The 20,544-nt window shown below is 50.2% G+C and carries 17 protein-coding genes; 12 read left to right on the top strand and 5 right to left on the bottom strand.

The window, feature by feature from the left end; translation table 11 throughout:
* The first annotated feature begins 6 nt into the window (after nucleotides 1-6).
* The 4 genes from KK083_RS09140 to KK083_RS09155 all read left to right on the top strand — a co-directional run bounded on the left by KK083_RS09140 (nucleotide 7) and on the right by KK083_RS09155 (nucleotide 4,664).
* Nucleotides 7-2,088 carry an ATP-dependent metallopeptidase FtsH/Yme1/Tma family protein gene (locus KK083_RS09140; protein ID WP_254162710.1) on the top strand — a complete coding sequence of 694 codons (2,082 nt, stop codon included), beginning with the start codon at nucleotides 7-9 and terminating at the stop codon, nucleotides 2,086-2,088.
* Nucleotides 2,089-2,148: 60 nt separating this feature from the next.
* Nucleotides 2,149-2,700 (top strand): RNA 2'-phosphotransferase, encoded by a 552-nt coding sequence (locus tag KK083_RS09145; protein WP_254162712.1) that lies wholly within the window; start codon nucleotides 2,149-2,151, stop codon nucleotides 2,698-2,700.
* A gap of 295 nt (nucleotides 2,701-2,995) precedes the next feature.
* Nucleotides 2,996-3,829 carry a CHRD domain-containing protein gene (locus KK083_RS09150; protein ID WP_254162714.1) on the top strand — a complete coding sequence of 278 codons (834 nt, stop codon included), beginning with the start codon at nucleotides 2,996-2,998 and terminating at the stop codon, nucleotides 3,827-3,829.
* Nucleotides 3,830-3,983: 154 nt separating this feature from the next.
* On the top strand, nucleotides 3,984-4,664 hold the full coding sequence (locus KK083_RS09155; RefSeq protein WP_254162716.1) for a hypothetical protein: 681 nt from the start codon (nucleotides 3,984-3,986) through the stop codon (nucleotides 4,662-4,664).
* Nucleotides 4,665-4,800: 136 nt separating this feature from the next.
* Here the strand turns inward: KK083_RS09155 and KK083_RS09160 are convergent, their stop codons facing one another.
* The 4 genes from KK083_RS09160 to KK083_RS09175 all read right to left on the bottom strand — a co-directional run bounded on the left by KK083_RS09160 (nucleotide 4,801) and on the right by KK083_RS09175 (nucleotide 9,804).
* A complete protein-coding gene (locus KK083_RS09160) occupies nucleotides 4,801-5,307 on the bottom strand; it encodes a DUF2911 domain-containing protein (RefSeq protein WP_254162718.1) in 507 nt (168 codons plus the stop codon).
* 166 nt (nucleotides 5,308-5,473) lie between these two features.
* A complete protein-coding gene (locus KK083_RS09165) occupies nucleotides 5,474-6,364 on the bottom strand; it encodes a helix-turn-helix domain-containing protein (protein ID WP_254162720.1) in 891 nt (296 codons plus the stop codon).
* A gap of 73 nt (nucleotides 6,365-6,437) precedes the next feature.
* Complete coding sequence (locus KK083_RS09170) at nucleotides 6,438-7,256, bottom strand: SDR family NAD(P)-dependent oxidoreductase (RefSeq protein ID WP_254162722.1); 819 nt, start codon at nucleotides 7,254-7,256, stop codon at nucleotides 6,438-6,440.
* Nucleotides 7,257-7,434: 178 nt separating this feature from the next.
* Nucleotides 7,435-9,804: an ABC transporter permease gene (locus KK083_RS09175; protein ID WP_254162724.1), complete on the bottom strand. Its 2,370-nt coding sequence runs from the start codon at nucleotides 9,802-9,804 to the stop codon at nucleotides 7,435-7,437.
* 235 nt (nucleotides 9,805-10,039) lie between these two features.
* On the opposite strand from KK083_RS09175, the gene KK083_RS09180 reads away from it, so the two are divergent.
* From KK083_RS09180 to KK083_RS09195, 4 genes are all read left to right on the top strand, one after another.
* Nucleotides 10,040-10,765 carry a carboxylesterase family protein gene (locus tag KK083_RS09180; protein WP_254162726.1) on the top strand — a complete coding sequence of 242 codons (726 nt, stop codon included), beginning with the start codon at nucleotides 10,040-10,042 and terminating at the stop codon, nucleotides 10,763-10,765.
* 123 nt (nucleotides 10,766-10,888) lie between these two features.
* Entirely contained in the window at nucleotides 10,889-11,344 is a 456-nt protein-coding gene (locus tag KK083_RS09185) for an SRPBCC family protein (RefSeq protein WP_254162728.1), read from the top strand.
* Nucleotides 11,325-11,663 carry an ArsR/SmtB family transcription factor gene (locus KK083_RS09190; RefSeq protein ID WP_254162730.1) on the top strand — a complete coding sequence of 113 codons (339 nt, stop codon included), beginning with the start codon at nucleotides 11,325-11,327 and terminating at the stop codon, nucleotides 11,661-11,663. The genes KK083_RS09185 and KK083_RS09190 overlap by 20 nt, the downstream gene beginning before the upstream one ends.
* On the top strand, nucleotides 11,660-12,160 hold the full coding sequence (locus KK083_RS09195) for a SirB2 family protein (RefSeq protein WP_254162732.1): 501 nt from the start codon (nucleotides 11,660-11,662) through the stop codon (nucleotides 12,158-12,160). The genes KK083_RS09190 and KK083_RS09195 overlap by 4 nt, the downstream gene beginning before the upstream one ends.
* A 2-nt stretch (nucleotides 12,161-12,162) precedes the next feature.
* Here KK083_RS09195 and KK083_RS09200 read toward each other — a convergent pair whose 3' ends face one another.
* Nucleotides 12,163-12,666 carry a hypothetical protein gene (locus KK083_RS09200; RefSeq protein ID WP_254162735.1) on the bottom strand — a complete coding sequence of 168 codons (504 nt, stop codon included), beginning with the start codon at nucleotides 12,664-12,666 and terminating at the stop codon, nucleotides 12,163-12,165.
* A 562-nt stretch (nucleotides 12,667-13,228) separates the two neighbouring features.
* On the opposite strand from KK083_RS09200, the gene KK083_RS09205 reads away from it, so the two are divergent.
* The 4 genes from KK083_RS09205 to KK083_RS09220 all read left to right on the top strand — a co-directional run bounded on the left by KK083_RS09205 (nucleotide 13,229) and on the right by KK083_RS09220 (nucleotide 20,520).
* Nucleotides 13,229-14,254 carry an SDR family NAD(P)-dependent oxidoreductase gene (locus KK083_RS09205; RefSeq protein WP_254162737.1) on the top strand — a complete coding sequence of 342 codons (1,026 nt, stop codon included), beginning with the start codon at nucleotides 13,229-13,231 and terminating at the stop codon, nucleotides 14,252-14,254.
* 65 nt (nucleotides 14,255-14,319) lie between these two features.
* A complete protein-coding gene (locus KK083_RS09210) occupies nucleotides 14,320-15,129 on the top strand; it encodes an AraC family transcriptional regulator (RefSeq protein ID WP_254162739.1) in 810 nt (269 codons plus the stop codon).
* 319 nt (nucleotides 15,130-15,448) lie between these two features.
* The gene (locus KK083_RS09215) at nucleotides 15,449-18,739 is read left to right on the top strand and encodes a SusC/RagA family TonB-linked outer membrane protein (protein ID WP_254162741.1); all 3,291 of its coding nucleotides are present in this window, start codon (nucleotides 15,449-15,451) and stop codon (nucleotides 18,737-18,739) included.
* An 11-nt stretch (nucleotides 18,740-18,750) separates the two neighbouring features.
* Complete coding sequence (locus tag KK083_RS09220) at nucleotides 18,751-20,520, top strand: RagB/SusD family nutrient uptake outer membrane protein (RefSeq protein WP_254162743.1); 1,770 nt, start codon at nucleotides 18,751-18,753, stop codon at nucleotides 20,518-20,520.
* Nucleotides 20,521-20,544: the final 24 nt, after the last annotated feature.

A 20,544-nucleotide genomic window follows, 5' to 3' on the forward strand; every position in this document is an offset into this window, starting at 1 on the left:
AAAACTATGGAAACGAATATTTCACATTCAGAACTTATTCTCAGGAAGCAGAAGCTGGAGCAGGTAAAGTCGGAGCTCAAGGCGAAGTTTCTTGGCCTTGACGGGATCATCGACGAAGTGACCTCATTGATCATGCCATGGTATCTTTTTCCGGAAGCACAGCTGAGACCCACCATCATCAATCTGTGGGGTCTGACCGGGTCGGGTAAAACTGCACTGGTGCAGGCTTTCGTAGAACAGCTGGAGTACAGGAAGTTTTACAGTCACATCGATATGGGTGAGTTTGAATCCGACTCGGCTACGTGGATCAAAAACATTCTGACAGACGACCTGGATTTCTTCCATGAAAAACCGGCGCTGATCTGCCTGGACGAATTTCAATTCGCCAGAACCCTGGATGGCAATAACAACGAGCTTGGAAAAGATAAATTGAGGGTGATCTGGGACCTGCTTGACTCCGGGAAGATCGAGTATATTCCGGGACAAGGCACCTACTACCTTTTCAGGGCCGAGAACTGCCTGCGAAGAATCGATAAGGCGATCAAGGAAGGTGTAACGCTGGCCAATGGACGGATAGAATATGGCCTCGACCGTTTCTCAACCATCTTCAGTGGTTTCTTCTTCGACTATAACGACAGGAGCCATGCAACCCAGGATGAGAACTACTTTATGTCCGACGATTTTGTGAACGGCATGTTCTACCTGTTTGATGATGACGAGTGTTCAAGGGATCATATCAAGGAAATGGTGAAGGCGTCAACGCTTGATGCGCTCAAAATACTCATAACAAAAGGAATGCATACGAGGCCAGCCACCAAAACGCTGGACCTTTCTCACTGCCTGATCTTCGTATTGGGAAACCTGGATGAGGCTTATACCATGAGCCACAACATGAATCCTGATATCAGCGCGGATGAGTTTCACGAACAGACCTCGAAGATCACCATCGCGGACATCAAGCGGGCACTGCGCAAGCGATTCAGACCTGAGCAGATCGCGCGGTTGGGAAACAACCACGTTATCTATAAGTCGTTCAACAATGCACAGTTCAGGTTACTGATCAGGCAGGAGCTGCAGCGGATCGCTGACTTTGTTCTTCAGCAGTTTCGCTGGAAAGTCTCTTTCGACGAATCGGTGGTGAATATCGTTTATGCCGAAGGTGTATTTCCAGCGCAAGGCACGAGGCCTGTGTTGACAACGGTGAAAAACCTCATCGAGTCAAGGATCAGCAGCGTGGTGGTCTCCATTCTCGAGTATCAGCTGAAGATCGACGAGATCGAATGGCGGTTCGACAACGGTAACTTCGAATATACACTGAAAGATGCAAACGGTGTTGCCGTTCTGACAGTGTCTGACCCGGGCAGGCTGAAGCTCGAGGACCTCCGGAAAAGCATCGATCCGGAAATTCAGGCGCACACTGCCGTGCACGAAGCGGGCCACGCTGTGCTGGCAGCCCTTACGTTAAGGATCGTGCCGACAGTTGTTGTGTCGCGGACCGCCTCCGATATGGAAGGTTTTTGCCTGGTGAATTTTCCCAAAGGTCCTATGACAAGGCAATCTTTGAAGAAAGACATCGTGATCACACTTGGCGGACTTGTAGCTGAAAGAATGATCTTCGGCGAAGACATGACATCCTCGGGCGTATGCAGTGATATCGAAGAAGCTTCGAGGTTGGCCAACAAAGCTATCAGGGAGTATGGTATGGGGTCAGACCCGCTTCGGCTGGCGTTGCAGGCACAAAATGATGATGCCTTCCTGGTTACTGATAAGTACACAACAGAAGCCATCAGGATCATTAAGGAATGCGAAGCCGAGGCTGAAAGGATCCTGACCAATAACAAGCTCCTGTTGCTGAAAATGTCTGAATACCTGACAACACATTCAAGAATGGAAGAGCCGATGATCGAGACGTATGTAAAAAGATACGGACAGGAAGAATGGATCCAGACCCAAGGGCTGATCAAAAATGACCAGTACTATAAATTCAACACAATATTGCAGGGTCAGATCAAGGATCTGCAAAACGAATCTGTAGATTCGGAGATCGAGCGGATCATTTCCACGGTCAGAGAAGAGAGCACTGTTTAAAAAATAAGCGGGGAGCCCGATGATAATATTGGGTGCCCCCTGCATAAAACATCACAAAAAATGATCAACGAAAAAGAAAATAAACGGATCAGCAAGTTCCTGAGTCTCGTGCTGCGACACAAGCCGGAGACGGTCCATATCGAACTGGACGGAAACGGCTGGACGGATGTGGATGTCCTGATCGAACGTATGCGCGAACATCAGTTTAACATCAGCCGGGAGATCCTGGCGCACGTTGTGAGCACGAATGACAAAAGCCGGTTTGCCTTCAGTGACGATCTCACCCGGATCCGGGCGAGCCAGGGTCATTCTGTTGACATCGACCTGGGCTACGAAGCACAACAGCCACCACCTGTTCTGTATCATGGCACAACGGAGAATGCCCTTGCTTCGATCCTGAAAACGGGATTGGAAAAACGGGACAGGCACCATGTTCATCTCAGCACGGAGATCAAAACCGCCACTGCCGTGGGCCAGCGATACGGGAAGCCAACCATCCTTCAGGTGGCAGCCGGTGAAATGTTCCAGGATGGTTACCGGTTTTACCGAACGGATAACAACGTGTGGCTCACAGATCACGTACCGGTGAAGTACTTTACGGTTATTGAATAGTTGCCACGGTTGGCTTCGAAGGAAGCACTGGTGACCAAACGGTGACGTCAGCATCATCCACCATATACTTTTCAAGCGATGCCTCTTCTTATCTAACGCACAGCACTGACCGATCCGTCAGCCATCATCACGCACGTCGATTTTTTTATCACGCACAGCCGGTACAGGCAACCCTTTGCTCAAAATTGTTGTACAGGTTTTTGCAACGGTACTCATGTTTATGCGAAGCGTTGCGGCCTGTAAAATTATTAGTGACAGGATTCATTTGTTTATCAGATAAAAAACCAAAGTGTGTATGAAAACTTTGCTCAAATCAGTATTGATCACTTTGCTCAGCGCGGCGGTCATTTTTCTCTCGGGTTGTGATGATGATGAGAGCCCGAAACTTACCGGTGACAACAAAGTATATGAGCTGGGGGCTGTCGGCAACGCTACCGCCAGCGGAACCGTTACTTTTGCCAAGAGGGACGACGGCAAAACACTGATCACCATTCAGCTTTCCGGCACGCAGGGCAGCGCGATTCATCCCGCACACATCCATGCGAACACGGCTGCCGAAGGTGGTGCCATTGTGGTGAGCCTGCAAAATGTTTCGGGGTCTTCAGGAAAAAGCGAGACCGTAGTGTCAGCAATGGACGACGGCACCATGCTCAGCTATGATGAGTTGATCGCTTTCGATGGTTATGTCAATGTGCATGCCAGCGAAGCAGATCTCGCCACGCTTGTAGCACAGGGTGACATCGGGCAGAATGCATTGACAGGCGACTCGAAAACCTACAATATGGGTCCCGTCTCAAATCCTGCCATCAGCGGTACCGTAAGGTTCCAAAAAAGAACGAACAACGAAACGCTGGTGACCCTCTCACTCACGGGAACAACGGCAGGTGGAGATCACCCTGCGCATATTCACAATAATTCAGTGGCCACGGGCGGGAGTATTGCGCTGGACCTGACCAACGTCAATGGAACCACCGGAAAAAGTGTTACCAATGTTACAAAATTGAGGAGCGGCGCGGCCATCACTTATGACCAACTGATCACGTTCAACGGTTATGCACAAGTTCACCTCAGCGCAGCTAACCTGGCAACCATCCTCGCAAACGGAAATATCGGATCCAATGCGCCTTAAAAATCTGCTATCAAAAAGGAACCGGGGAAACTCTCTCCGGTTCTGCCTGAACCATCGATCTTTCGTAAATTTTCTTTTCCTGGTGTTACTCACAGGCGTATCATGTGTTTCCCACACGTTACCCGGACCTGCCGACTGCCATGCAAACCCCATTGTGGTAGAACTGGTATCGGTTCAGGATACGGATTGTGGTCTGAGCGAGGGCATGATCGAAGTGGTTGCCACGGGCGGCTCCGGCATCTACAACTATAACCTCAACGAAGGTGAAGATCAGCCAGGGGCCGTTTTCTCAACGCTGGCGGCCGGCGTTTACAACGTGACGGCTAGGGATGTGTTAGGTTGCAGCGCCGCGATAGAAGTGACCGTAAAAAATAAAACCGGACTGAACCTCGCCTTTGAAACCAGCGATGCCGGTTGTAAGTCTGCCGGCGGAGCCATCCATGTCATTCCTAGCGATGGTGTACCACCTTATCTTTTCAGGATGAGCAACGGAAACACCCAGACCAGTGACACCTTTGCAGGACTTGTGCAAGGGCAATACAACATTACTGTCAGCGACGCCACCGGATGCGAAGTGAGTCAGGCCATCAGGGTATCTTCAGGAGTCCGTTTTTCAACAGAAGTTTCTCCTATCATCGCGACAAGCTGTGCCATTACCGGCTGCCATAACGGAGCGCAGTTTCCGGATCTCAGGGTGTTCAGCAATATCCGCGCGAATGCGGCCATGATCAAAAAACTTACGGGTGACCGCACCATGCCTGAGAATGGAACGCTAACGCAGGCACAGATCAATGCGATTGCCTGCTGGGTGGATGACGGGGCGGTGGAGAACTAACTCACCCTCGGTTCCTCTCTTTGGGAAGAGAGGGATGACTGACTCTACTGAGTTTTCAGTCGTGGTTGATAATTTTGTGCATATCAATAAAAACGGCGAGCGAAGAATCGCCCGCCGTTGAAAAAAAAAACTGATATCATTTTACGGCAAACTCAATCACTGAGTCGGCCCAGGCCAGTTGTACATTGCCTTTGGGGGTTACCGTGTAGGTGAGCTTTTCTGCAAAAGCTTTCGACTTCTTCAAAGGTGCTGTTACCCGCAGCACATCTTCGTCTTGCTTGTAGCTGAATGCACCCCACTTGATGGTCTTATTAAAAATGATAGTGGCGTCTTTTTCATTGGGGATAACAAAGAACGCATACTTACCTGCCGGCAGATTTTTGCCTTCTACTGTGGCATCTGCAGAAACTGTAAAGGCTGTGGTCTCGTTGGCACCGGCGCGCCATACCTGGCCGTAGGGTACAAGCTCGCCCCAAACCTTGCGGCCTTTAACAGATGGCTGGCTGTAATCGATGGTGATGGTTTTTCCGTTGACCTTGCCGGTTGCCTGTGCGGGAGGGCTGGGCCTGGCGGCTTTGTCGTCTTGTGCAAACAAAATCACACTGGCCATTAAAAAGCTGAATAGAAAAGCTGATTTTTTCATAATGGTAAAAAGTTTAAATGATGTGCTAAGATGACAGACAGATACGTACTGCAGGGATGCAGGTTCTTTTCAAGGCTGTTCAAGCCATGTTCAAGGCCGTTCAAGCCTGTTCAAGGCCTAACACGCCCAAGGTACGAGGTACGTGCCTTCGATCAAGGGGCTACTTTCAATTCAAGCTCAGGCGCTTGAATTCGTTGGGGGTCATACCGGTTTCTTTTTTGAATAAACGGGAAAAATAGGGTGGATTTTCAAAACCCAGGCCGTAAGCGATCTGGGAAACATTCTGGTTGGCGGTGGTCAGCAGGTTCTTTGCTTCCGAGATCAGGAAGAGATGGATCAGGTCAATCGCCGTTTTTCCGGTCTCCTGTTTCAGGAGGTCGCTTAAATAACGGGACGACAGGTTCAGCTGCGAGGCGATGAAGTTCACCGTAGGCAAGCCGTTGTCTTTCACCAGTCCTTTTTCAAAGTATGAGGTGAGGATCTCATTGACCTTGGTAACGGTAGCGCCGGCAATGACCGTTCTGTCCATGAACTGCCGTTTATAAAAGCGCTGTGCGTACTTCAATATAGAGTCCAGGTGCGATAACATGATGTCGCGGCTGTACTCGTCGGTGTTGTTACGGTATTCGGTTTCGATCTTCCGGTACAGCTCCCAGATCACCTGCTCTTCTTTGGGCGAAAGGTGCAACGCCTCATTGACTTCATAATCAAAGAAGCTATACTTCCTGATCTCGTGATGCAACGGATGCCCGTTCAGGAAGTCTTCGTGGAAATAAATGGCAAAACCGCTTTCTTCCAGCGCCATGTTCCTGATGCCCACTACCTGCCGCGGTTTCACAAACGACATCGAGCCGTGGTCGTGGTCATACTTTGTTTTGCCGTATAACATTTCGCCAGACCGAAATTTCTTGAACCCGATCATAAAAAAATCACTGGTATGTTCGATGCCTGCGGTGCCACAGGTTCCTTCGCATGTGTTGAGGCTTATCAAAGGGTGCTCCGGAGGACGGAAGCCCAAAGCGTTGTGGAGGTCGTTCAGCTTTTTGAAGTGGATCATACGTCTAAAAATTGATTTTCAGGATCCATGTGTGAGAACATGGATCCTGCAGTAATCGTTTCAAACCGGCCATTTATTTTCCGTGCGCTGCGGCAGCAACTTCATTCCATTGCTCCCAGGTAGCGAGGCGGTCCTGATAGATCTGTTTCGCCCATGGCAACGCTACTTTGCCCAAGAACAGGCGGAGCGGCGGATTCGGAGCATCCACAAGTTTTACGATGGCGTCAACAGTTGCTTCGGGCACACCGAAAATATCATCGGTAAGGCCTGCCTTGAAAGATTCCCTGACGGGCTCATACTCCTTCATCGGCTGGCTGTGAATGGCTGATGCGCCAGACCACTCTGTAGCGAATCCATTCGGCTCAACCAGGGTAACGTTGATGCCAAAATCTTTCACTTCGGCAGCCAGCGTTTCACTCAATCCTTCCACGGCAAACTTGGAGGCATTGTAAAGTCCGAGGATAGGCAGTGTAACCAGGCCCAGCACGCTTGACACCTGGATGATATGTCCTTTCTTTTGTTTGCGCATCACGGGCAACACCGCCTGGGTCACCCACAACAGTCCAAACACATTGGTTTCGATCTGGTCTCTTGCCTCCGACTCTGTTGTCTCTTCAATGGTTCCAAACAGTCCGTAGCCCGCGTTGTTGATCAGCACATCGATGCTGCCAAAGTGGTTGGCGGCTTTTTTTACGGCTGCAAAAGCTGCTTCGCGATCGGTTACATCCAATGCAATGGGTAACACGGCGTTGCCATACCGCTTCACGAGGTCGCTCAATGCATCTATGTTCCTTGCGGTAGCGGCTACTTGATGGCCATTTTTGAGAAATGCTTCGGCCCAGATCTTTCCAAATCCCCTGGAAGCTCCGGTGATGAAAATTGTTTTTGTCATTATCAAAGAGGTTAAATAATGACACAAAACTACTGGCACTGATGCCCGCCTGAATTATACAAAAATCCGTATTCCAGATACTTTTTTACAAGAACCGTTCACTTAATACTGAAACTCAGTTCATTTAACCCAACACCCGAACCTCCTGACTCCTTACTTCTGGCTCCTGACTTCTTTTCTACTCATCCTTCAACGCCCTCGCGGGATTCGCCAACGCCGCCTTCGTGGTAACATACCCCACTGTGGTCAGCACGATCAGCGCGATCACCACCAGCTCGGCTGCAAAGGTCCACACTGTGATGCCCGCATGGTATTCATAAAGCTCCAGCCACTTCGACATGAGGAACCATCCTGCAGGCGCCGCCAGCGCGAACGCAACAAGGATGAGGTGGTAGAACTCCTTACCAAAAAGCCAGAGGATGTGCGCCACGCTTCCACCCAACACCTTGCGGATGCCGATCTCCTTCGTTCTTCGCACCGACATGAATGACACCAGGCCGTAAAGTCCCATGCAGCCAATGAACAACGCGATGCCGGAGAACACGCGGATCATCGTGAGCATCAGCTGCTCTGTTTCATAGAACTGCGCAGTCTCGTTGTCGAGAAAAGCATACTCATAGATGCGCTCGGGATAGGTGGCAGACCATAATTTTTCCAACGCCGGCAACACGGTGGCGGCCTGCGACATATTGATCTTTACCGCATAAGAATTGTAGTGCCGCATTGATGTTGTAATGAACAGCGGATTGATCTGCGAGCGGAGAGGCTGGTCATGAAAATCTCTCACCACACCCACAATATGTCCTTTAAATTCATCTCCATTGAAGGAAAGGTGTCTGCCCAGCATCTCTTCAGGCGCGATGCCAAGCCTGCTGGCCATGGTCTCGTTTACCAGGAACTCGCGCACGGAATCAGAAGGTACGAGGTTTCTGCCTGCCACCAGGTCGATACCGAACGTGGAAAGATAGTCTGCATCGGCGCCCTTGAATTGACCAGAAAAAACTTCGGACTCTGTACGGTTATCAAATTTGAACGATGTACTCCAGTTGTTCCTGGAAGCCGGTGCCCCGAAGCAAACAGAAACCTTCTCTACACCAGGCGTACGCAGGAATTGCTCTTTCAACGTTTTCATCTTCGCGTCGTTTGAAGCGGTGGGAATCATCACCACAGCTTCTTCATCGAAACCGAGGTCGGCCTGCCTGATGTACTTCATCTGGTTGCTGATGACAATGAGCCCGATCAAAAGCACTTGCGATATTATCAACTGGGCTATGATCAGCGACCTTCTCAGGTTTAGTGACCTCGACGCCAGGTCTTGCAATTTTCCTTTCAGCGCAGATACGGGTCTAAATCCAGAGAGCACCATGCCTGGATATGCTCCCGCGAGGAAGGTTACGACAACCATTGTTACGATAGAGAAGATCCAAAGCGATGGATCTGACAACTGAAGCGTGACCTGGGTACTGAACAGCTCATTGATATAAGGCAATACGCCTGTAGCGATACCGAAGGCGACCAGGAAAGCAAGCATCACGATGGAAAATGTCTCTGTTGTGAACTGCCAGAAGAGCTGTGGCCGTGTGCTTCCCATCACCTTGCGAACGCCCACTTCACGGGTGCGACCCATAGCCTGGGCCGTGGCAAGGTTGATGAAGTTCAGACAGGCCGTGAAGACCAGGAAGAAGCCTACCACAGCCAGGATCCAGACACCACTTTCAGGTATACGTCCGCCGTAGCGTGGATCGAAGTGTAGATCCGCCAAAGGTTGAAGCTTGTAGTGATGCACATTTTTGCTTTGGTCGCGATATTTTTTTACATACGCCGGCAATACCGCCTCTACGTCAGCAGGGTGTACGCCATCACGCAGACGCGCATAGGTTTGTATAGACTCTGTAATACCGCCCCACGCATCATCCCTGCCATACCATTCGTTATACTGTCCCACGCTCGTGTAAGAAAGGAAGATAGAGCCTCCTACATCGGTACGGATGGGAAAGTCGCGCAGCACCCCCGTGATCTCAAAATCGATTTCGTTTTGGAAACGGAAAGTTTTCCCTACTGCCGGATCGTTGCCAAAATATTTTCTGGCGGCAGCTTCTGTGATCAATGCCTTGTTGGCCTGGTGCAGATGGTTTGCTCCAGAAACCAATGGAAAATTAAAGATGTCGAAGAATTCAGGTTCCGCAAAGCGGGCATCGACCTTGAACTTTTTCTGTTCGCCGTTACTTTCAAAGCTGATGATCGCCTCCTCGGCCACACAGATGCGCGCCACTTTCTCGCCGAAGGGATAATCGTCGCGAAATGTTTTTCCAAACGCAGGCGGCACGGCACTCGCATAATTCACGGCATCGCGGTGCTCCTCGGTAACAAACCGGTAGACGCGGTCTGAATGGTGATGAAAGTTGTCGAAGCCCAGGTGATAGCTGATAAGCGAGAAAATGAGGATGGCACAGGCAATGCCGAGCCCAAGCCCGGAAACGTTGATGAGCGCATAGGATGCCGAGCGCCTGATGACACGGATCGCTATTTTGAAGTAGTTGTTAAGCATAGGAAAAGCGGCTTAGATCTCCTATAATATAAGTACAAATCGTGCCAGGCAGGTTGTTTGGATTTCGATACCGGAAAGGGCTTTAAAAGGGAAGTCCTGTTCGGTTTGGTGACAGCCATGTTCGATTATGGGAAGCGAAGAACAGCATCTTGTATATCACCAGCTGCGTGTGGTCAATTATTTTTCATTCTTTAGGGCGATTGGCCTATCTTCGGTAGAACTGACCTTCGATCCCATGAAAACAATCTTTTCACTTATCGGTGCGTTTATTCTGAGCATCGCCACACAAGCGCAATCACCCCTTACAGAAAAATACCACGGGTATTCAGAAAACACATTTCGATCCATGCCATACGGTTTCTTCAAGCCCGTAGCATACGATCCCAAAAGATCATATCCATTGATCGTATACCTGCATGGCAGCAACGACCTCGTTTCGCGCGACCTCCTGTGGTATCAGGAAAACATTCAAAAGCAGTATCCCTGCTTTGTGCTCACGTCCAAGTGCAAAGAGTCGAACCAGGGTTGGGGCAATACGTGGAGCGAGAAGCATACCGATGCCACGGCTAAAACACTGGCCCTGCTTGACTCGCTCGTGAAGCAATACAACATTGACACCAACCGCTTGTACCTGTACGGCATATCGATGGGTGGCTTTGGTGTTTTTTCGATCCTCTCAAAGAACCCGGGAAAATTCGCCGCTGCTTACGCGATCTGTGGTGGCAGCAACGCACAGGCTGCCAGAAACCTGCTGCAAACGCCCCTGTGGATCTTTCACGGCACCGACGATGACATTGTGCCGGTGTATCTCTCGCGCGATGTGTATCATGAGATCGTCAGGCTCGGTGGCAAAAAAGTAAAATACACCGAGTACCCTGGCGTAAAACACAACAGCTGGGAAAATGTTGGAAAGGAACAGTCGCTGCCTGCTTGGCTGTTCTCACAACGAAAAGGATTATAGCAAACACACAGCCCTTCTACTGCCTGGAAATCCTTCCCTGTTAAAAATCCACAAAAACATTTGTGTAACCTGTAGATTACACATAAATTTGTAACCTGTAAGTTACATAAACCAGTAAACGCCATGAAACGAAGCATTAAACTCAAGTGGTTCTACCCATATCCTGTAGAAACCTTATGGGAGTGCCTTACCGACCCGGAGAAGCTGAAAGAATGGAATAACCTTAAAAGGTCAGGCTTTAAAGCAGAGGTCGGGTTCCGGTGGATGGAGGAACAAAAACCCCGCAAGGGCTGGGATGGCAAAATGTATTTTGAAGTACTGGAAGTGGTACCGCTTAAAAAATTATCGTATTCATTCAAGGGCGGCCCCAACCCGCAGACCATGACACTCGATACTGTGGTGACATGGACCCTGACTCCAAAGAATGGCGGCACCGAGCTTCACCTCGAGCACACCGGCTTCGAAGGGCTGAAGGGACTTGTTACAAGCCTCATCATGGAAAAAGGCTGGAACAAACACTTTGCGAAAAAGTTGATGAATTACCTCAAAGAACTGAACAATGAACATATCCAACTATGACAGCTTTATCGCCATTGCTGATCCTCACCGGCGCCAGATCCTGAGGATGCTCAGCAGCAAGGAGCAATCCATCAACACCATTGCCGAAAATTTTGACATCAGCAGGCCTGCGGTTTCAAAACATATCAAAGTGTTGGAGTCAACCGGATTTATCACGATTGAAGACAGGGGCAGAGAGCGGTACTGTGTACTGGACCAGCGGGGATTTACCGAGATTCAGGAGTGGATGAACTACTTCGAAAATTACTGGCTCACCAAGTTGAAGAGTCTCGATGCATACCTGAAAAAAAGTAATTCACCGAAAAAGCGTAAACGATGATAAAATTAAATAAAGGATCAGCGAAAGCAGTGCTGATACTGCATTTCTGTACCCTGACGTTGTGGCTCGGAGGTGCTATCAGCTGTTTACCATTGTTGTATCAGGCAGACCTGTCGCGTTATGACGAGATGTATTCCACTTATCTTCACATGCGGGCCATTGCCTGGAACGTGATCGGCTGGGGTGGCATCGGTAGTTTTTTCACGGGGCTTGTGCTTGCCATATTCACCGAGTGGGGGCTATTCAAACACAAATGGGTGATGGCAAAATTATTCCTGGTGATCGCGCTGATCATGTTCGGCATGTTCTTCAATGAGCACAGGATGCTGGAGAACATCGAACTCCTGGAGGTTCAGGGCGTGAACAGCATTACCAATGCAGTGTTCCTGCAAAATCATTCAACGCTGAAGGGTGGGATGCTGGCGAGCACATCGGGATTTATACTGCTGATCGCGATCGCGGTGTATAAACCCTGGATGAAAAAAAAGCACGTGTAGGATTACTGCGGATCGAGCGGAGACTTATATTCTTTTGCCAACTTTCCCTCGTTTACCAGTTTTCTGAGCGAATCCAGCTGCTGTTGTGCGGCGGAATCATCTGCATTCTTGGGCGCGATTGATCCTTCCAGTTCTTTCAGCTTACTGTCAATGGCTGCAAATTTACGCAGTACATCAATTGAAACCCGGTAGGAATGGATCATACCTTTAATTTCCCATTCCTGCAGCCGGGTGGTGTCCCTGAACTGGTATGATGTGCTCAGAAACTTTTTCATGTGCACAGAGGCGCTGTCACCCGCCCGAATATTCTCGTTAAGCACTCTTTGAAGCGCTGTGTCGGAATTAAAATAGGCGCGCATCAGCTCGTAATCTTCTTCCGTGTAGGCAACGGTATCGAACATTTGGCGGGCTATCCTGGCTTTATAAGTTGTTGAAACAAAGTAAATGATAACAGACACTACGATCAGCGCAAAAACGATGAGGATCATCACGCGGGGCTTCGACATATTTGATCTTGTTTTTTGGGGACCAATGTCATGTAAGATAACGAACAAATTGATTATTTGTAGTTTGAGCCCTGAAGGGGCTGAATATCAATAGCGTCGGGTGTCGGCCCGACGCTATTGTGCATTTGTATTTCCACGTGTCATAGGTAGTATGGATCGAGGTACGCTTTTTCTGGCACGTAATGCGCACGCCAGATCTGGGCATCGCGATCGATGCGCCATGAACAGACAACGCCATGATTACAACCGCACGTGGCGCACTTTCCCGTCGCGATGAATAACCCGCGGCTGCACCGCGGGCTATTCATATTGCGCCCTCTTGGGGCTTGAAATACAATAGTCGCACTAGAATCTTGCTTCTTAACTTAATGACATTTCTCTGACAGGTCTATAAAATCGGGACATCATCACCTGGTCAATTCAACTCAATCATCACTATAAATGTCACTGGGTCACTCCACAAGAGGATGACATTCTCAACAAAGTGAACTTGAAATTCTGAACAAAGTCCTGCAATGCGGTTCCCGCTAAGTTTGTGTCAACAAAAGCAAAAACACAACATATGAAAACAGTATTGGAAATCGACAATTACAATGGGAAACTGCAAAAACCTGTAGGTTCGGGATTTAATGCGTCCTCCACGGCAAGTGATGTGATCAAAGGAATTGACCTCACCAGGAAGGTCGCCATCGTCACGGGTGGCAATGCGGGGATCGGCCTGGAAACAACCCGCGTGCTTGCGGCGGCGGGTGCGAGGGTGATCGTGCCGGCGCGGGACATCGAAAAAGCAAAGAAAAATCTGCAAGGTATCGCCAATGTGGAGCTGGCAGCATTGGACCTCATCGATCCAAGATCCATCGACGCGTTTGCCGAAACTTTTTTAGCTTCCGGCAGACCGCTTCACCTGCTCATCAACAATGCGGGCATTATGTGGGTACCCTTGCGCAGAGACTCCCGCGGCTTCGAGTCTCAGCTTGCCACCAATTACCTTGGACAGTTTCACCTCACGGCAAGGTTATGGCCCGCGCTGAAAAAAGCGAATGGCGCAAGGGTGGTGAACCTGTCATCTTTCGGGCACCAGGTCTCACCCTTTAACTTCGATGATCCCAATTTTCATCACCGCGCCTATGAAACGTTGCAGGGCTACGGACAATCAAAAACAGCCACGAACCTGTTCTCCGTTGAGCTCGACAACCGGGGCCGCGCATTCAATGTAAGAGCCTTCTCAGTACACCCTGGCTCTGTCAACGGTACGGAATTAGGTCGCGAAGCACCGATCGAATTATTTCAACAAATGGGTCTGTGCGATGCGCAGGGCAATGTGCTTCCGGAGGTATCGGCAAGACTGAAAACAGTTCCACAGGGTGCATCCACTACCGTGTGGTGTGCTACGAGCCCCATGCTGAACAACATCGGAGGCGTGTATTGTGAAGATACGGATGTTGCCGAGCTGGACCGTGGAACGATCGAGCGCAAATATGATCAGCCCTCAACGTTGCGGGGTGTACAACCTTATTCCCTGGACGAAGGCAACGCCAAACGACTATGGAGGCTGAGCGAAGAAATGACGGGTGTCACATTCCGGTAAGCCAACCTTGGGGTTGCCGTTGTGGTAACCCCTACCAAGTTGTAAATTGTATGCCGTTGCAAGACATGGAATTCAAAACAAACTATATCAATCCCGACATCAAACTTTCGGTTTTCGAAGACGAACTGTTTAAAACGGAAGCCCTGTTTGAGCATCACCTGCTTGTTTGGTTCATCTCGGGCGAGACCAAGATCATCCAGGCCGGAGCTTCTTATGTATTCAATGCCGGAGACATCTTCCTGATTCCCCGTAACCAGGTGGCCACGGTGATCAACTATCCCAAGGATGGGCTTCCACACAAGGCCGTAGCGATGCACCTGACGGTGGAACGACTCAGGGATTTTTATTCCGGCATCGAAGTACAATCCATAACCGACATCAATGACAAGATCTACGCTTTTAAAAACCATCCGCTGCTCCAGAGCTGCTTTTCGTCATTGCTTCCTTACTTCGACTTGCAGGAAAAATTTCCGGAAGCGCTTGCTGCACTGAAGATCAAAGAGGCGATCACGATCTTAAGGACGATCGACAAAAATGTAGACGGGATCCTGGCCAACTTTGAAACACCGGGAAAGGTAGACCTGGTCAAATTCATGGAGAGCCATTTCATGTTCAACCTGCCCCTGGAAAAATTCGGATACCTTACAGGGCGCAGCCTTTCAACTTTTAACCGCGACTTCAGAAAGACCTTTCAGGCAACGCCTCAAAAGTGGCTGACGCGAAAAAGACTCGAGCTGGCACATTATCAGCTCACCGCGTATGCCAAGAAGCCTGTGGATGTTTACCTCGAAGTGGGCTTTGAAGACCTCTCACATTTTTCGTTCGCCTTCAAAAAACATTTCGGTTATATACCCACCGCCATTTCCCGGAGATAATTTTTCTTAACCGCTCAAAATTCACACGCATCGTACACGCACAACACTGCGTGTACGCGTGTGTACCACGCCAGCCACATAAATTAATACAATCATAATAATCGTCATCGATTGCCGCCGCTGCAACGAAAAATTCTTTACTCCCATCCGGGAATTCAATAACTATAACATAATGTATAGAGGGAAATTTTAATAAAAGCATAATTCCCTTCTTCCGCGCACGTATCAGCCGATTTTCACCTTTGCGGCTGAAAGCCATCCATCACGCTATGCGCGTGCATGGAGCAGTAAATCTTCTTAACAACCTTAAACAACTATTATGACCAAACCTTTACGGAGAAGATCGGTTTTACACCGATTGTACCCTCATTGCGTTGCCGCGCTGCTATTGTGGCAACTGCCGGCCGCCCCGTTGCTGCACGCCAAGCCCGTTGCAGAAAATGAAATCGCAGAAATCAAATTGCTTGCAGACAAACCTGTGAAGGGAAAAGTGACAGATCCTTCCGGTGAAGCGCTTCCCGGCGTGAACGTGATCGTCAAAGGAACCACTAACGGTACCACTACCGACACCAATGGCAATTTCGCCCTGGAAGTTCCGGAAAACGCCACGCTGCAGTTCAGCTACATCGGATTCCAAACAATTGAAGTTGAGGTCGGTGACCGTACCGTGATCGACATCGCCATGGAAGTGGATTCCAAATCGCTGGAAGAAGTGGTTGTGGTGGCATACGGCACGCAAAAGAAAGTGAACATGACGGGTGCTGTAGACCAGGTATCGGCCAAGGTGCTGAACAACCGGCCCATCACCAACCTGAGCCAGGGTTTGGTGGGTGTGATCCCCAACCTGAACATCAACCTCGAAGATGGCAAGCCGATCCAATCGCCCGCTTATAATGTAAGGGGTGTGACGTCAGTGGGTCAGGGTGGCAATGCTTTGATCCTGATCGATGGCGTTGAAGGAGACCCGCGCATGATCAACCCTCGTGATGTGGCCAGCGTAACCGTTCTGAAAGATGCCGCCTCCGCATCGATCTACGGTGCACGCGGCGCCTTCGGTGTGGTGCTGATCACAACAAAAATACCTGAACACGGACGGGTGAGTGTTGACTACTACGCCAACTACTCCATTAAAAAACCTACTACTGTTCCGGAGCTTGTAACGGATGGCTACCGGTCGGCCATGCTTTTTAATGAAGCATGGACCGCCTGGAATGATTATTCACAAACGCCACAGAACGTTAACAAGACGTTGAAGTTCTCGCCCGAATACCTGGCGGAGCTCAAAAGACGATCGGAAGATCCTTCGCTTCCTAAAGTGGATGTGCTGCCCAATGGCGAGTACGTTTACTACGAAAACATGGATTGGTATAAAGAACTGTACAAAAATAACCTCAGCGCAAACGAACATAATCTTACCGTTTCAGGCGCCACTGAAAAAGCTACTTACCAGATCACAGGCCGTTACCAGGGCCAGGAAGGATTGTTCCGTTACAATTCAGACGACTACAAGATGTACAACTTCAGGGCAAGGGGCACCGTGCAGCTTGCGCCGTGGCTGAAGGTTGACAACAACACACAATTCTCCAACATGCTCTACCACAACCCGCTCAACGTGGGCGAAGGCGGAAGCATCTGGAGAAACATCGCAGACGAAGGCCATACCATGTCGCCCATGTTCAATCCCGATGGCACGTTGACCTACTCTGCCGCCTATACCGTGGGTGATTTCTGGTATGGAAAGAACGGGTATGATATGAACGAGCGTGTGATGCGCAACACCACGGCCTTCGATGCCAATTTCTTCGACAAAAAAGTAAGCGTTAAAGGAAACTTCACTTTCCAGAATACCGATAGCGACTGGACTGTGATCCGTGTACCCGTCCCTTACAGCAGAAGGCCCGGCGTGATCGAGTATGTGGGGGCCAACACCAACGACATCTCTGAAATGCGGAATGAAACACAATACATGGCCACCAACCTTTACGCCGAGTACGAGAACACCTTCTCCGCCCGCCATCATATCAAGGGACTGATCGGTTATAACTATGAGCAGTCTACCTTCGAAGGCCTCAGGGCACAACGCAACGGCCTGATCTACGAAAATGCTACCGACATCAACCTTGCGCTTGGCCAGGCCATTTCCACCTCGGGTGGATGGGACAAGTGGAATGTGCTGGGAGGTTTCTTCCGTCTCAACTATATCTTCGATGAAAGATATTTGCTCGAAGTAAATGGCCGTTATGATGGTTCTTCCAAATTCCCGGCCAACGAACGGTACGCTTTCTTCCCGTCAGTGTCAGCAGGATGGCGCGTATCGAAAGAACATTTCTGGAACGTTTCTGAGAATTTCATCTCTGAGCTGAAATTCCGCGGCTCCTATGGATCGCTTGGTAACGGAAGCATTGGCTCTTATGCCTTCCAGGAAAAATTCAATGTACAGCAATCGGGACTTGTCCTGAATGGCGTGCGGCCACAGCTTACAAGCCAGCCGGGTGTGCTGCCGGCAGGGCTCACGTGGGAGACCGCCACGGTTCAGAACCTGGGCGTTGACCTTTCCATGCTCAACGGAAGATTGTTGCTCAATGCAGATGCGTACGTTCGCAAGACCACTGATATGTTCACACCTGGCATGACGCTTCCGGCCGTGTTCGGAACAGCGGTTCCCTATGGCAACTACGCTGATCTGAAAACCACCGGATGGGAGATCGTGCTCGACTGGCAGGATGAGCGTTCGCTGGGTGCCAAACCGTTCAGTTACTCGGTGAGGCTCACACTGGCCGATGCGCAGGCAGAGATCCTGAAGTTCAACAACCCTGATAAACGCCTCACTGACTACTATGCTGGTCAGAAATACGGAGAGATCTGGGGATTCGAGACGGAAGGGTTCTTCACTTCCGTGGATGACATTGCCAACCACGCCAACCAGAGTGCCATCGCAGCCTCCGCCACCGGAAAGCTGCTGCCTGGTGACATCAAGTTCAGAGACCTGAATGGCGACAACTTTATCAATGTTGGTGAGAACACCGTCAATAAACCTGGCGATATGAGGGTGATCGGCAACTCAACACCACGGTATGTCTATGGTGCCATGTTTGGTGTGAACTGGAGCAACTTCGGCTTCGGTGCTTTCTTCCAGGGCGTTGGCAAGCAGGACTGGTGGCCCGGTGCGGAAGCGGATCTCTTCTGGGGGCCTTACAACAGGCCTTACAACACTGCGCTGGAATCGATGGCGAGCAAGATCTGGTCTGAAGAAAATCCCAACACCTACTTCCCCAGGCTTCGCGGCTATTCGGCACAGTCCACGAACCGTGAATTGTTCGTAAAACAAACCCGCTATCTGCAAAACGTAGCGTATATCCGCCTGAAGAATATCCAGGTCAGCTACACCATTCCCACCGCGCTTCTTGAAAAGCTGAAGCTGAACAGTGCCCGCGTATTTTTGTCGGGCGAGAACCTGTGGTCATGGTCACCGCTGTACAAAGTCACCCGCGATCTCGACGTGGGAAGCATCGGCCCCTCAGACAAGATCCTCACTTCGGGCACTTCGGGCAACGGCTTCAACTACCCGGTGCTCAAGAGCTATACTGTTGGATTATCAGTTAACCTTTAAAAGAAACGACAATGAAAAATATATTCGGATGGCTGGCGCTGCTCATGCTGATGATGACCGCCTGCGACCTCGAACAACTGCCTGAAGCCACTACCTCGAAGGTGGCGGTGTTCAGCACTGAAAAAGGGCTGGAGCTTTATGCCAACTCTTTCTACAACATTCTTCCTACCGCCAACACGGTGATCAGGTCTGATGAGATGAGCGACTATGCAGCGCGCACACAAGTACCCGACCTGTTGCGCGAATCCGGTTTTGGCGCCCAGCAAAGCTCCGGGTGGGACTGGGGTGCGCTGCGCAACATCAACTACTTTATTGCCAACTGTAATCACCCGGCCGTGAGCCCTGAAGCCAGACGTCACTACATCGGGCTCGCGAAATTTTTCAGGGCATGGTTCTACTTCGATAAAGTGAAACGTTTCGGAGATGTACCGTGGATCGGCAAACCAATGGAAGTTAACGATCCTGATCTGTACAAAGCCCGCGATCCCCGTGCGCTGGTTATGGATTCTGTGTTGAATGATCTGAACTACGCCACGGCTAACATCCGCACGGTGACCGATAACTCACGGAGCCTGGTCACAAAATATGTGGCCTACGGATTGAAGTCACGCATCTGCCTGTTTGAGGCAAGCTATCGCAAATATCACAATGAGCTTGGGCTTCAAAGCACCGCCAATCAATGGTTCACCGAAGCGGCCAGTGCTGCCAATACCGTGATCACTGAAGGTGGCCTCAGCCTGAGCGAAACAGGTGGCACCGGCAAATCGTACCGCCAGCTTTTTATCAACAAAACGCCAGTTACTTCAGAGATCATGCTCGCGGCCGTCTGCGATGCCACGCTTGCCGTGTACAATGACGCCAACTGGTGGTGGACCAGCGCAACGTATGGTCCACGCGTAAGCTTTACCCGTACGTTCATCAATACCTACCTCAATATCGACGGCTCACCGTTTACCAACACGGCAGGTTATGAGACCATGACCTTCGCGCAGGAAGTAAAAGGAAGGGACACACGGCTCCAGCAAAGCATCCGCATGGGCTCGTACACCCGCGTTAATGCCGGAGCAACCGAAGCAGCGCCTCCGGTATTCTCGTATACCTATACCGGGTACCAACCCATCAAGTGGTGCCTCGATGACACCTACTACGATGGTGGCAGCAGGAACGACAACTCTATTTCTATCATGCGGTATGCGGAGATACTGCTGAACTATGCCGAAGCGAAAGCCGAGCTGGGCACGCTTACCGATGCCGACTGGGCCAAGACGGCAGGCGCCCTGCGCAAAAGAGCGGGCATCACCAATGGCCTGTCAGCGAAACCCACCGTGGCAGATCCCTACCTGCGCGACAATTATTTTCCAGAGATCTCCGATGCGGTGATACTGGAGCTGCGGAGAGAAAGAGCCATCGAGCTGGCCCTGGAAGGTTTCCGGTTCTATGACCTCGTTCGCTGGAAGCATGGCGAGCTGCTGACAAAAACCTGGAATGGTTTCTATGTGCCCGCGCTCAATGTGCCCATGGACCTGAATGAAGATGGAAAGATGGATGTTCTCTTCTACAAAGGCACGGCTCCCGCGCCCATCGCCGGTGTTACGTTTGTCAATGTATCGGAGACGATCAGCGGCGGCACCAACCCGCAACGTTTGTCGAATGATACATCGGGCGAGATCACATGGCTGAAAAATATCAACCGTAAATGGGAAGACAAAAAATACCTCTTCCCTATCCCGGAAAACGACAGGCTTATTAACCCGAACCTGGGGCAAAATCCTGACTGGTAAAAATGATCTCTAAAAAAAGAAGCC

This window comes from Chryseosolibacter histidinae (genome assembly GCF_018598225.1).
GTDB classification, from domain to species: Bacteria; Bacteroidota; Bacteroidia; order Cytophagales; family Cyclobacteriaceae; genus Chryseosolibacter; species Chryseosolibacter histidini.